The organism is Allocoleopsis franciscana PCC 7113, assembly GCF_000317515.1.
Classification (GTDB): Bacteria; Cyanobacteriota; Cyanobacteriia; order Cyanobacteriales; family Coleofasciculaceae; genus Allocoleopsis; species Allocoleopsis franciscana.
Genome location: NC_019738.1, coordinates 5,754,426 through 5,766,802, shown reverse-complemented (window position 1 = coordinate 5,766,802; position 12,377 = coordinate 5,754,426). Strand labels below are relative to the sequence as shown.

Genomic DNA, 12,377 nt, shown 5'->3' with positions numbered 1-12,377 from the left:
CGTCCGTATGCTATCACACATCATAATGGTGATCCCCATCACCGTAGGTTAAGTTGACGTTAGCGTAGCGGTTCCCTAGGAGCAAGGAAACCCAAGGTCTTTGCTCATAACTGATGCCAAGTGATATTGTTTGTACTGTTCAGGAAAACTATGTAGAACATTACAGTCTGGGCATGGAGTTTGAATGGGACGAAACCAAGGCAGCTACTAACCAAAAAAAGCATGGTGTGAGTTTTGAAGAAGCAAAGACAGTTTTCGATAATCCACTTGCCCTAATCTTTGATGATGAGGAGCATTCAGTAGATGAGCATCGGGAAATTATTATCGGTCACTCTCGAAACAATCGGTTGCTGCTAGTTAGCTATACTGAACGTCCCAATGCAATTCGTATCATTAGTGCCCGTCTCGCCACTCGTAGGGAACGTGAAGATTATGAACAAAACGCCTTTTGAACAACCTTCCAACTCTGAAGATGAGCTTTTGCCAGAGTACGGCTTTGATTACAAAAAAGCAAAACCTAACCGCTTTGCCAATCGAAGTGAAAAGCCAAAGTTAACAGTTGTTGTTTTGGATGAGGATGTTGCCGAGGTTTTCTCAACACCGGAGTCAGTAAACAAGGTGCTTCGGGCACTCATTGAAGCGATGCCTCAAGCAAGTAGTGGTGAAACCGTCTAACTGTTGTGCGATCGCTCTAGCAGTTGGTAGTTGCGCTATCTTGTTGTAAGCACCCCGCAGCTTGAAGGAAAAGACGGACTGTATATCTTCGCTAGTCTGGAGGCAATCCTCATCTCGTCAGTTGTCAAGGTTTAGTCATAGTTGGGGGCTATCACTAACGAACTAGAAAAAATGTGAGTATCTAACAAACACAGATATGAAGCCATGCGAAATTCACTATCTTTTGGGACAAGCAAGTACGGCACGCGAACAATTTCCAAACGGTATTCATACATTTGCTCTGTACTGGATTACGTGGGAAGCATACCGTACAAGAATGCTGGCAATAGCAACTCGCCTGTGTGGTTGGAGTATCGATGATGCTTACTGTGCAATTGGCGCGAAAGGAATTTCAAACCAGAGTACTTACAGAGGATGCTTTAAGAAAATAACAGGTATAGAATTAGCTGAACAGCGAGGAATGCTTGGCCGTGTCTGGAAAAACTTGGATGATATTGAGGCACTGCGGCATCGACTTATTCATGGTTATCGTGGAGCAAACCCGATCTTGATTGGTAATGCTATTGATTTTTTAGATATTGTCTTGACTAACCATGAGCGAATCTTTGGCAAATTAACGATTGTTTTAGAAGGGCAGCAGATTGAATTGGGCAACGTTCTGGCTCAACGCCCTGCAACCGGTCGTAGTATCCGAATTCGCAGAGAACGTCAGGAGTTAATTCAGTGTCTACAACCTAAACGCCAACTTAGTAAATTACCTGATTCGGATGTCATAAAACGCTTGCAACGAGTTGTTGAAGAACTAGATCCTTCCGATTTACGCAATTAATTTTAGTGCGATCGCTCATCGTCGTAGGTTAGGTTGACGAAGGCAACCCGACATCTTTAAGTTGGTCTTTGTCATCTAGCCCTCAAGCTATCATCAGGTAAATTTGAAGTTAGCCAAAAAACCATTTTGATCTAACAATGCTAAAGACATTCAGGGCTTGGTTGAAAGGAAGCCGTCTAGAGTGGATCGATGAGATACCTGAATTTGGGAATCGACTTATCCAAGTCCACGTTACACTTCTTGAGAACGAACCCGACTTAGAGGCAAAGTCACGCGGGCGTAAGATGGCTGAGATATTAGAAAAACTTAGTGCTTGTCAACCACTAACGGATGTCGATCCAGTTGTTTGGCAGCAAGAAATCCGTCAGGATCGTTCACTTCCAGGACGATAAAACGTGCTTCTTGATAGCAACATCATCATCTACTCTGCTCAACCTGAACACGCTCAACTGAGAGAGCGATCGCACTTTACCAGTGTCCAAAGCGCTATCGCATCATAGGCAAAACCCTGTCCGCTATATTTGAGGTATACCGCCGACTCTTCCATATAAGTTGCTCAGCATGGACATCACAGCTACGTTGAATGAAATTGCAGCCCTCAGCATTGAAGATAGAATTCGTCTTGTGCAAGCAATCTGGGACAGTATTGCAGCCGAGCAAGCTTACCCTGATTTGACAGATTCACAAAAGCGGGAACTTGACGATCGGATCGATGACTATGAGATGAATCCAGACAATATACTGACTTGGGAGGAGATCAAAGCATCGATTAAGAGACGGCGATGAATTATGCACTAGTATTTCGTCCGGAAGTTCGTGACGAACTCGATGAGGCGTACAGTTGGTATGAGAGCCAACAGCAGGGGCTTGGTGACGAGTTTTTGGACTGTGTGGACGAGATGCTAAATCGAATTGGTCAAATGCCAGAGTCCTATGCAGTGGTATATCGTGATGTGCGACGGGCGGTGGTGCGACGCTTTCCCTACGCTGTATATTATCGGATTGTATCGAGTCGGGTGATTGTGACAGCAATTTTTCACAGTCGGCGAGATCCAAAATCTTGGCAGGCACGAACCTAACAACCCTGTTGCAATGAACGGACGAAAGCTGCTGCCAAGCAGATCGCACTTCTTTATTAGTGTAGGGTGAGGGCGAGTACTCTCTTAATTAAACCCAGCTAATAAGAGCGATCTCCATCTAGGGTTTTTTCCAGCTTTTCTCGATCTTTCTAAAATATCTTATTTGAACACCGGCATCATTATAGCAATTACTACTTATATGATCTCCGGTTGATTACCCTTAATAAAAGCATGTTTGTAGTAGGTGCTTGAGCGCTCCTGACAAAAGAACTCAAATCCTGGCTTCAAACTCTCCGTATAGTGTGGTTTTATACTTCAGATAAGATATTACGCACCATAGTCGCTGTATTCAATCTATCAAAATAGTGAATTCGTTCAAGCACTGATGACGAAAGAACCTCTCTGGGGAACGATATGACCCATGAACCAGATGATGTAGAAATAGAATGATAAATCTCATCAAGACTGTATTCAATGAAACTGAATTATTTTACGAAACGGCTTTCCATTGTAGGGCGATGGATAGCTACAACTGTGTTTTGTCTGTCAGCAGTCACCTTGGTTTGGCAAGGTGCGTTTTTCTCGAACACCTCAGCAATGGCTACTCCTACTGCAAACTTGATCGCATCGGCAGGCACGAGCGATCAGGTTAAAGGAAAAGCAAGTATTGATGCTGGACGAGCCAAAAATTTCATCGAAGATACGAAAGAGAAAGTTAAGGAAACTGCAAATAAAAATGCCGCTCGCGTTGACGAAGCAACGGATGACAATGGTAGTTTCCTTGAGGGCAAAGCAAAGAGAGATAGGGATCGAATTGAGAAAAGAGCAGATGAAGATGCAGCTCGCACGGAGAAAGCAGTAGACAATACAAAGAATGCTGTTGAAAGCGTTGTTGATAACATCAAAGATGTTTTTAGCAACTAGAGAATAGATACTCGCTTAAAAGTCAATGTACATTATTTCCTTCATTGTATCTAACTGAACCTGAAGGATCGATGTACATTGATTGACTTTTGTAATTGTTCTGGACTGGATTGTGGGAAAAACTGTATTTTGTTTTGTGTGATTCGTAGCACTCCATATCCATACTAGAATTCCTGCCTCAGCACTCATACCCTGATCCAAGGCGAAGGCAAAAATCGACTTTGTGCAAGAGAGGTTATGAATAACTGGCAGGCTATTGCTTATTGCTTTTTTTTCGGCTCAGGTATATATCGATCAATCAAATCTCGCCAGTCTGACTCATCCGTTTCTTGCAGAATCTTTTGGTTGAAAGCATCATAAAGTTCATGCTCTTCTGGAAGCGCGAACGCATATCGGCGTGCCTGCATATCTGTTGCTTGAACGTTAAGGGTTCCTTTCAACGACTCGCGATTCAGGTAACGCAGTGGAGCCGCACTGTAGACAAAGATATCAACATCGCCATTTTGCACCGCCCGCAATCCATCAAGCGGTGCCGAAAACGACTGAAATTGAATGCCCTCCTGTTGCAGATATTGGGCACTCTCCGTGTCGGGTACGCTGCCAACATTCATTTGCCACCAATCCTGAGGAGACTGGACAGCTTCTAGGGGTGAATCTACCGCTATGACTGATGTAATGGATGCAGTGAGGGTAGCCGTAATGCCCATCGCCACCAACATCCAAAGCAGCGCTAAAATCCGTCCTGGAACCGTTTTAGGGGTTTTATCACCATAGCCAATTGTAGACATGGTAACACCAGCCCACCAAAATCCTGTCCAAATACCGCGTACAGGATTCTTCTCAAATTGATCGTTTGTGTTACGTTCAAACGCCCATGCCAGTACCCCAATAATCATAAAAATTACTGAGAGCCATAGAGCGATTTGTAAAAAACGCGGGGACAGTATAGCTGTGACAATCTCTAGCAGGCTACGCTCTGGGCGTTCCGCAACGCCAAGTGATGTCGTGTAGTAGCTGTGAGTAAAGTCAACGCGCTCTTCATCAGATGGGGTAGCGATCGCAGTAATCGCAATATCCACCGTACCATCCTGCACCCGGTCAATTGCTTTATCCTGGTCAACCTCTTGCAATAGGTAGTCGAGATTTAGATCCCGTGCCACTTTCCGCCAAAGATGCACTCCAATGCCATCCCAGTCATTACCGTTTTTGATCGCAAAGGGTGGAGTTTGGTATACCCCAACCCTTAACGGCGAACTTTCTGTTGTCGGTGCCTGACTCGTAGCATCCTTAGTTTGTTCAGCTGCTTCTTGTCTCGGAGCTGGTGTTTGTTGAGCTTGGGCAGGAGTTAGAGGAAGTGATGGGAATCTTGCTATCAAGATAAAGCAAAGTGTAGCCAGAAATCCGCCTATTACTCGTCGGTTCATTATCAGGGAATCTTAAAATCCTAAAACTTCTGCGTCATGCCAGCCATGACACACTCAACTACATCTACTTTTTGGGGTTAAGTGAGCATTACCTGAACTAGACCTTGCCCATTTACCACTGTTTTAGACTGCTCTGGGGCTTTACTACGCCTATCAGAAGGAGGATTCAATCGATAAGAGGCGCGATCCAAATTGATTTCCATCGCTAAAGCGATCGCTTCTATTGAAGATTTTCCCTATTCCTCTATCTCTCCAGCTCCAGCGAGGACAATCTGCAAACTTCTTGTAAACTTTTGTAACTCACTGCGTAACTCTAGTAGCCTCTCCAGACAAGTACATAGAGGTTGAAAGATTCACGCTTCCGAAAAAGCCACTAATCCTTCAACAGGCATAAGCAATCTGCAAAAACTTTAATTCTTAAATTCTTACTGAAAAGTTAGGAGCAACTGACAATGGCAACTATTAACGGGACAAATGGTGATGACATCCTCAATGGCATCGTTGATTGGTTTGGTGATGTACCTGATACCATCAACGGGCTAAACGGTAACGACGTTCTTAATGGTCTTAGTACTAACGATACCCTCAATGGTGGATTAGGTGCCGACACCATGAATGGTGGAGATGGCAACGACACCTACTACGTGGACAACGTTGGTGATGTAGTGGCGGAAACCTACAACGATGCCCTCGGTGGTGTAGATTCGGTATATTCCTCGGTCAATCATACTCTGGGGTATGGGATTGAGAACCTGACGCTGACGGGTTTTGGCAATATTAACGCCACAGGTAATGGCAATGATAACGTCCTCACTGGTAACAGTGGCAATAACATTCTCGATGGTGGATTAGGTGCCGACACCATGAATGGTGGCGATGGCGACGACACTTACTACGTGGACAACGTCGGTGATGTGGTGGCGGAAACCTACAACGATGCTCTCGGTGGTGTCGATTCGGTATATTCTTCGGTCAATCATACTCTGGGGTATGGGATTGAGAACCTGACGCTGACGGGTTTTGGCAATATTAACGCCACAGGTAATGGCAATGATAACGTCCTCACTGGTAACAGTGGCAATAACATTCTCGATGGTGGATTAGGTGCCGACACCATGAATGGTGGCGATGGCGACGACACCTACTACGTGGACAACGTCGGTGATGTAGTAGGGGAATACTACAACGATGCCCTCGGTGGTGTAGATTCAGTCTTCTCCTCAGTTAGCTATTCCCTCTCACCTGGTACAGTGTCTGGTGGGCAAGGGTATGGGATTGAGAACCTGACGCTGACAGGGACTGCCAACATTAACGCCACAGGCAATGGCAATAACAACGTCCTCACTGGCAACAGTGGCAATAACATCCTCAATGGTGGTGCAGGTGCCGACACCATGAATGGTGGCGATGGCGACGACACCTACTACGTGGACAACGTCGGTGATGTAGTAGGGGAATACTACAACGATGCCCTCGGTGGTGTAGATTCAGTATATTCCTCAGTTAGCTATTCCCTCTCACCTGGTACAGTGTCTGGTGGGCAAGGGTATGGGATTGAGAACCTGACGCTGACAGGGACTGCCAACATTAACGCCACAGGCAATGGCAATAACAACGTCATCACTGGCAACAGTGGCAATAACATCCTCAATGGTGGATTAGGTGCCGACACCATGAATGGTGGAGATGGCGACGACACTTACTACGTGGACAACGTCGGTGATGTGGTGGCGGAAACCTACAACGATGCTCTCGGTGGTGTAGATTCGGTATATTCCTCGGTCAATCATACTCTGGGGTATGGGATTGAGAACCTGACGCTGACGGGTTTTGGCAATATTAACGCCACAGGTAATGGCAATGATAACGTCCTCACTGGCAACAGTGGCAATAACATTCTCGATGGTGGATTAGGTGCCGACACCATGAATGGTGGAGATGGCGACGACACTTACTACGTGGACAACGTCGGTGATGTGGTGGCGGAAACCTACAACGATGCTCTCGGTGGTGTCGATTCGGTATATTCTTCGGTCAATCATACTCTGGGGTATGGGATTGAGAACCTGACGCTGACAGGGAGTGCCAACATTAACGCTACAGGTAACGGCAATAACAACGTCCTCACTGGTAACAGTGGCAATAACATCCTCAATGGTGGGTTAGGTGCCGACACCATGTACGGGGGAATTGGCAACGACATCTATTATGTAGATTCGATATCTGATCAAGTCATTGAGTACGCCAATCAAGGGACAGATCTGGTTTACAGCTCAGTCAGCACAAGCATCGAATGGTTGCCTGCTAACGTCGAAAACCTGACTCTGACTGGCACGGCTTACTACGGCGATGGCAACAACCTCAACAACGTCATCTCTGGCAACAATTTCGCCAACGCCCTTTATGGGTACGGTGGGAATGACGCGCTCTATGGATACGGTGGCAATGACAGCTTAATTGGTGGAGATGGCAATGACAGTCTTACGGGTGGTTCAGGAGTTGACACCCTTTGGGGTGGCGCAGGAGCTGATAAGTTTATCTTTAACTCGCTGTCTGAAGGAATTGATATCATCAAAGACTTCCAGTGGACAGAAGGTGATACCATTCAAATCTCCATGTCGGGATTTGGAGCAACCTCATTAAGCCAGTTTAGCTATAACAGCTCTACAGGTGCATTGTTCTTCGATCCAAGTGGTATAACGGGTCCAACACAATTTGCGACCATCGAAAACACACCCCCAGGATTTGCTCCCAGTCTTGATATTGTTCTCGTTTAGTTAAAGTAGGGTGGGCAATGCCTACCCTACTTCTTTTCTGGATTAACACAGCTATTAGTTTGCCCACCAAATGATTAGCTAAAAAAATCAGGAGTGAGAAGGCCATAATCTTCTGCCTCACTCCTGATTTCCCTAAGTAGGGATTTTCAGCCGAACTTGATATTACTCCAGATTAACCACATTCATCGGAGGCTGAGAGGTTGAATACAGATTGTTAGAATTCCCCACTTTTTGTAAAAATTCTTCAGTTAACTTGGCGAATGCTTTAGAACCCGAAGAATTTGGAGTTGCCAGAACGGCTGGCATAAAACTATCCACAGCTTTAGCCACATTGACATCCATCGGAATGCGATTCTCAAACATTTGAGCTGGACTGAATTCTGTGGTAACTCGCTGCATCACCTGTTTATAATACCTGTCGAAAAGACCACCACTCGACAAAATAAACACAATTCCAAGTAATTGAGCCTTAAAACAGCTATCATCACCGTAACTGTTTTTCAACTTAGAAATTCGTCTTTCTAAAAGCTGAATTCCAACAACAGATAAAGGTTCAGGTCTAGCTGGAAGTAGATAAAAATCACTAGCTACAATTCCACTTCGAGTTAAAAGATTATAACCAGGAGCACAGTCGAGAATAATAAAATCGTAGTCATTAACGACAGGCTCTAAAATTCCTTTAATTAATTCCTCTTCAAAACCATTCCAAACATCACTAAAATCACAATTTTCTTGGTTAGAAGCTTTTTTATGCAGAAGCTCTGACACTAAATATTCATCATAAAGGTCAATATCTCCAGGCAACAAATTTAACTCTGGAATTTGACAAATATCTGATTGAATAACCTCTTCTGTTGTGCGTTTAATCCGATTATTGGGTTTTATTTCTTTATAAATTAACTGACCCAATGTGCGCTTTTCTCTCCTCACCTTTGCAAAATCTTGAGGCTGCATTAGACTCAGTGTTGCGCTAATTTGTGAGTCTAAATCAACCACTAAAACTCGCTTTCCGTGATATTTTGCCAAGCAAGTAGCCAAGTTTACGGTGAGGGTTGTCTTCCCAACACCGCCCTTCATGTTAACTGTGGCAATGATCAATCCCATTAATCGAATCCTCTTGGAGAAACGTTGCCTGATTTGGCACTAACTAATCCAGCTAGGTTAAAGGCTGGTTCAGGGAAATGGGGAATTCTTACTCATCCTTACCATTCCCCGTTCCCTATTTTCACTCAGATAAAGAGTTTACAGCAGCCAAATCCTAACCTATTGATTTCCTGAATTATTAAAACCACTGGGGTTCTGAATCGTCATTGTTCTGAGGACAGAATCGGAAGTCTCAGAATTAATCACGGTTGGGGGAGCGGGGGAGATAGGAGTTGCCACAGGTGTAGTCTCGGTGGGCGTGAGAAGCATTGTGGGTGCAGGTGCAGGCGTCGTAGGCGGGGTGGAAGGGGTGAGTGTAAAGGTGAGGGGAGCTGCCGATGCTTCTGGCGTGACTATGAGGGGAGGCGTTGAGGGGGTGGTGTTGAAAGTTGTCGGAGCGGTTGATACCTCTGGTGCAGTCCCTGTGGGAATTGCGAAGGGAGTGGGAGCGACACTAGTAGGCGTAACAGTATCCGTGACAGGTGTACTCAGAGGGTCAACATTAGAGGAGTCGTCCTTCTGCAAAGGGACGATCACAGGAGAAGATGAACTCGCTTGAGCCAAAGTGCTTTGTGCCAAGGCGGGAACAGCACTCCAGATACTAGTTGCTACTCCACCCAAAACTATCAGTGTGTGGAGTAAGCGAAATTCAGCTTTCAAGCGATACCTTTTAGGTTGGGATAGGTCACATTCAGAGTTCTGAAATTCCCGACTACCAAGGCTGTGGAAATCCCCAATCCCAAATTCTAAATCCCAAATGGTATGACTGAGCATGGTTAGACGCTGGCACAATTCGCAGTTAACACCGACCTGTAGAGGCGCAATAACAGCAAGTCTACTACAAGTCGGCGAATTCACCATGACCGAAGTCCTAGTTTGGGGATTTCTGAGCTTGTGCGTCAGTCTGACTATTGTTCAAGCCATACTGAAACTGAGCCACCGTTGCAGCGGAACTCACCCCAACCATCACCATTGGTGTGTACAGGTTCTTTGATATGCTCAGTTAGGTCATGGAAGATTGCACTACGCTTACCGACCTCCATCCACTTGCTACCGGCTGGGCCATCACTCATCAGTACCGCCATGGCTTTAGGATGCTCTGGATTGCCTAAGCGCGTCCAGCCGATGATGTTTTGATCGTCGAAGTAGTCATACTGATTACCATAGGCATAGTTTTGGCGGGCATGTAAAAACTTGTCGATTAGCCAGCGATGGGAATCCAGCCAGATTTCATACCCCTTATCTTTGTAATGTGCTCCGTAATAATCGGCATAGAACACGCAGGGGTAGCCCTCCCGACGCAGCAGGATGATGGCATACGCCAACGGCTTGAACCATGACTCAACCACAGATTCCAGCGATTGCAACGGCTGACTATCATGGTTTTCCACAAAGGTAACCGCGAGTGCCGGTTGCTGCTGCATCAGGGTGCCGTTCAAGATGTTCCGCATATCGTAGTATCCACCCAGCTTACTAGCGCGATGGAAGTTGTAATGCAGTGGCACATCAAACAGCGACATCTTTCCCTCAGTCGCACTAATATACCAGTGCAAGGCGGCAATGTTGTCTGACCAGTATTCACCCACGGTAAATAAATTCTGCTGTGCATGGTGACGCACATGATTGAGCCAGTCTTTATAAAACCAGGATGGGATATGCTTAATCGCATCAAGTCGGAAGCCATCGACACCCGTTGTATCTAAGAACCACTCGCCCCAATACTTAAGTTCGCCCTGCACTTGCTCATGTTCCATATCCAAGTCGCAAGCCATGAGGAAGGAGTAATTGCCTTTCTCCAAATCGACGAAGTTATCAAAGTTTTTGCCCTCTAAGAGGTAAACCGTACTATTGTCCCCTAAGCGATCCTTACGGTGGTTCACTGCATCAAAGTGCCACCAGTGCCATTCCATACTGGAGTGTTTGCTGCCACGCCCAGGAAAGGTAAAGTTGGTGTAAATCTCAATCTGTTGCCAATCACCTGATGGATAATTACGGTTATCCGTGCTGAAGGGTAACGCTTTGACCGTTTCAGGGTTATCTCCGCCGTCTTTGTGATTGAGAACTACATCTGCGTAGGCTTGCATCCCAGCATTCTGTACCGCTTTTACGGCGGCAAGCAACTGCTCTCGTGTGCCGTACTTCGTGCGTACTGTATTTTTCTGAGCAAATTCACCTAAATCGAAGAGATCGTAAACCCCATAACCGACATCATACCCACCGCCTTGACCCTTGTACGCGGGTGGTAACCATAAGGCTGTAAAGCCAGCTTGAGCCAAGTCTGCCGCTTTGTTTTTAACTTCCTCCCACAAGGTGCCATCGGCTGGGATGTACCAGTGGAAATACTGCATCATCGTGCCATTCACATCTGCCATACTGATTTCTCCCGGAGATTGGGTTATGGGTTGTTACAAGAGAGAGGAAAGCCATTCCAGACGCGAGTGTAAACTAACAGTTAAAATGTCAAGAATCAAAGATAAAAGCCTGATTCTTCATTTTTGTTGAATGTTGGGGTTAAAACGGCAATTCTTCTTCGTCCTGTTCTGTAACTTTCAACTGCAAAATATCCGTGGTTTCTTCTTCTACTGGCAGTTGTGCGATCGCATCTCCTAATTCCTTCTGAAGTTGCTTGGTCAGCGTGACCGATAAATCCAACTCAATCCCCATCTCTTGCGTCATTTTTGCCAAGGGGCTAAAGGGAACTTTTTTGGTGGTTCGCTTTTGATTTGTTAACTTAAAACCCTTGATTTCTTTAACTTTTTGTGCATCCATCGCTGCTTTAAGACGTTCTTTAAGTTGGCTCATTTCAGTATCCAACTGCTTCCATCGATGCTCTATTTGGCGATACCTCATCGTCAGTGCTTCGATATCTTCTGTGGCAGGTTCAGGTTCACGGATTTGCAACAATTGATGGTGTACTTGAGCCACATAAACAGCGTCCATTTTGGCATAATAAAGTTGGTTCGCACTGAGGGGACGCCGCCCCCAATCACTCCCTTGTTCAGTCTTGTCCAATGGGGGTAGAGGGCACAGTTGATCGGCTAAGGTTTTGAGTTTGTGATTAGGCACCGGGAGAAGGTAGTAAGGAATTTTTTTCGCCATTTCAAAAGTACAGGTGACATTTTTAACCTTGCTTTTTCCCAACAATTTAAGGTCATAGCTAGCATTATGAAAAACCTTTTCTATGGCAGAATTAAGCATAATTTGCTCGATGAATTCAGCGACAAGTGACGGCTGTTCTAAAACATCGAAGACTGAGACTTGTTCTGCCATTGTCAGCAGCGCTTGATTATCGCCACTCAGAGGAGTCGAATGCTCTAAAACTTGAATTAAAGATAGTCTGGGAGAATCGGTTTTATAGTCAGCGACTTCTGTATCGATCCAAAGAATTTCAGCCTGAGCATATTCGGAAATTCTGCTCTTAATTTCGTGAGATTTTGTAAAATATGGCATTACCTAAAAATGAACGGAAGGAGAATAGGTCAGAGATGTGTATTGTTGAGCGGCTAAGCTATCTCAATAGGAAGAA

The 12,377-nt window shown here is 45.4% G+C and carries 13 protein-coding genes; 8 read left to right on the top strand and 5 right to left on the bottom strand.

Annotation, left to right across the window (positions count from 1 at the left end; all coding sequences use genetic code 11):
• Positions 1-113 precede the first annotated feature (113 nt).
• The 7 genes from MIC7113_RS23690 to MIC7113_RS23660 all read left to right on the top strand — a co-directional run bounded on the left by MIC7113_RS23690 (position 114) and on the right by MIC7113_RS23660 (position 3,507).
• Positions 114-452 carry a BrnT family toxin gene (locus tag MIC7113_RS23690; protein WP_015184728.1) on the top strand — a complete coding sequence of 113 codons (339 nt, stop codon included), beginning with the start codon at positions 114-116 and terminating at the stop codon, positions 450-452.
• Positions 433-675: a hypothetical protein gene (locus tag MIC7113_RS23685; RefSeq protein WP_015184727.1), complete on the top strand. Its 243-nt coding sequence runs from the start codon at positions 433-435 to the stop codon at positions 673-675. The genes MIC7113_RS23690 and MIC7113_RS23685 overlap by 20 nt, the downstream gene beginning before the upstream one ends.
• A 196-nt stretch (positions 676-871) precedes the next feature.
• Positions 872-1,504: a hypothetical protein gene (locus tag MIC7113_RS23680; protein WP_015184726.1), complete on the top strand. Its 633-nt coding sequence runs from the start codon at positions 872-874 to the stop codon at positions 1,502-1,504.
• A gap of 137 nt (positions 1,505-1,641) precedes the next feature.
• Positions 1,642-1,896, top strand: coding sequence for a hypothetical protein (locus tag MIC7113_RS23675; RefSeq protein WP_015184725.1), 255 nt, complete (start codon positions 1,642-1,644; stop codon positions 1,894-1,896).
• 169 nt (positions 1,897-2,065) lie between these two features.
• Complete coding sequence (locus tag MIC7113_RS23670) at positions 2,066-2,290, top strand: addiction module protein (protein WP_015184724.1); 225 nt, start codon at positions 2,066-2,068, stop codon at positions 2,288-2,290.
• Complete coding sequence (locus tag MIC7113_RS23665; RefSeq protein ID WP_015184723.1) at positions 2,287-2,583, top strand: type II toxin-antitoxin system RelE/ParE family toxin; 297 nt, start codon at positions 2,287-2,289, stop codon at positions 2,581-2,583. Before MIC7113_RS23670 ends, MIC7113_RS23665 begins: the two co-directional genes overlap by 4 nt.
• Positions 2,584-3,057: 474 nt before the next feature.
• A complete protein-coding gene (locus MIC7113_RS23660; protein WP_015184722.1) occupies positions 3,058-3,507 on the top strand; it encodes a hypothetical protein in 450 nt (149 codons plus the stop codon).
• Between the two features lie 260 nt (positions 3,508-3,767).
• Here the strand turns inward: MIC7113_RS23660 and MIC7113_RS23655 are convergent, their stop codons facing one another.
• A complete protein-coding gene (locus tag MIC7113_RS23655) occupies positions 3,768-4,931 on the bottom strand; it encodes a transporter substrate-binding domain-containing protein (RefSeq protein WP_015184721.1) in 1,164 nt (387 codons plus the stop codon).
• 452 nt (positions 4,932-5,383) lie between these two features.
• Here MIC7113_RS23655 and MIC7113_RS36815 point away from each other — a divergent pair, with 452 nt between their 5' ends.
• A complete protein-coding gene (locus MIC7113_RS36815; protein ID WP_015184719.1) occupies positions 5,384-7,708 on the top strand; it encodes a beta strand repeat-containing protein in 2,325 nt (774 codons plus the stop codon).
• Between the two features lie 162 nt (positions 7,709-7,870).
• Here the strand turns inward: MIC7113_RS36815 and MIC7113_RS23645 are convergent, their stop codons facing one another.
• From MIC7113_RS23645 to MIC7113_RS23630, 4 genes are all read right to left on the bottom strand, one after another.
• Positions 7,871-8,812 (bottom strand): ParA family protein, encoded by a 942-nt coding sequence (locus MIC7113_RS23645; RefSeq protein WP_015184718.1) that lies wholly within the window; start codon positions 8,810-8,812, stop codon positions 7,871-7,873.
• Positions 8,813-8,971: 159 nt separating this feature from the next.
• On the bottom strand, positions 8,972-9,625 hold the full coding sequence (locus tag MIC7113_RS23640; protein ID WP_041780192.1) for a hypothetical protein: 654 nt from the start codon (positions 9,623-9,625) through the stop codon (positions 8,972-8,974).
• A gap of 134 nt (positions 9,626-9,759) precedes the next feature.
• Positions 9,760-11,223: an alpha-amylase gene (locus tag MIC7113_RS23635; protein ID WP_015184716.1), complete on the bottom strand. Its 1,464-nt coding sequence runs from the start codon at positions 11,221-11,223 to the stop codon at positions 9,760-9,762.
• 139 nt (positions 11,224-11,362) lie between these two features.
• Positions 11,363-12,301, bottom strand: a complete 939-nt coding sequence (locus MIC7113_RS23630) for a ribonuclease D (protein WP_015184715.1) — start codon at positions 12,299-12,301, stop codon at positions 11,363-11,365.
• Between the last annotated feature and the right edge of the window lie 76 nt (positions 12,302-12,377).

Bases quoted from the DNA above. Each gene is read 5' to 3' on its own strand.
- MIC7113_RS23690 (WP_015184728.1), top strand. From the start codon at position 114: ATGCCAAGTGATATTGTTTGTACTGTTCAGGAAAACTATGTAGAACAT.
- MIC7113_RS23685 (WP_015184727.1), top strand. From the start codon at position 433: ATGAACAAAACGCCTTTTGAACAACCTTCCAACTCTGAAGATGAGCTT.
- MIC7113_RS23680 (WP_015184726.1), top strand. From the start codon at position 872: ATGAAGCCATGCGAAATTCACTATCTTTTGGGACAAGCAAGTACGGCA.
- MIC7113_RS23675 (WP_015184725.1), top strand. From the start codon at position 1,642: ATGCTAAAGACATTCAGGGCTTGGTTGAAAGGAAGCCGTCTAGAGTGG.
- MIC7113_RS23670 (WP_015184724.1), top strand. From the start codon at position 2,066: ATGGACATCACAGCTACGTTGAATGAAATTGCAGCCCTCAGCATTGAA.
- MIC7113_RS23665 (WP_015184723.1), top strand. From the start codon at position 2,287: ATGAATTATGCACTAGTATTTCGTCCGGAAGTTCGTGACGAACTCGAT.
- MIC7113_RS23660 (WP_015184722.1), top strand. From the start codon at position 3,058: ATGAAACTGAATTATTTTACGAAACGGCTTTCCATTGTAGGGCGATGG.
- MIC7113_RS23655 (WP_015184721.1), bottom strand. From the start codon at position 4,931: ATGAACCGACGAGTAATAGGCGGATTTCTGGCTACACTTTGCTTTATC.
- MIC7113_RS36815 (WP_015184719.1), top strand. From the start codon at position 5,384: ATGGCAACTATTAACGGGACAAATGGTGATGACATCCTCAATGGCATC.
- MIC7113_RS23645 (WP_015184718.1), bottom strand. From the start codon at position 8,812: ATGGGATTGATCATTGCCACAGTTAACATGAAGGGCGGTGTTGGGAAG.
- MIC7113_RS23640 (WP_041780192.1), bottom strand. From the start codon at position 9,625: ATGCTCAGTCATACCATTTGGGATTTAGAATTTGGGATTGGGGATTTC.
- MIC7113_RS23635 (WP_015184716.1), bottom strand. From the start codon at position 11,223: ATGGCAGATGTGAATGGCACGATGATGCAGTATTTCCACTGGTACATC.
- MIC7113_RS23630 (WP_015184715.1), bottom strand. From the start codon at position 12,301: ATGCCATATTTTACAAAATCTCACGAAATTAAGAGCAGAATTTCCGAA.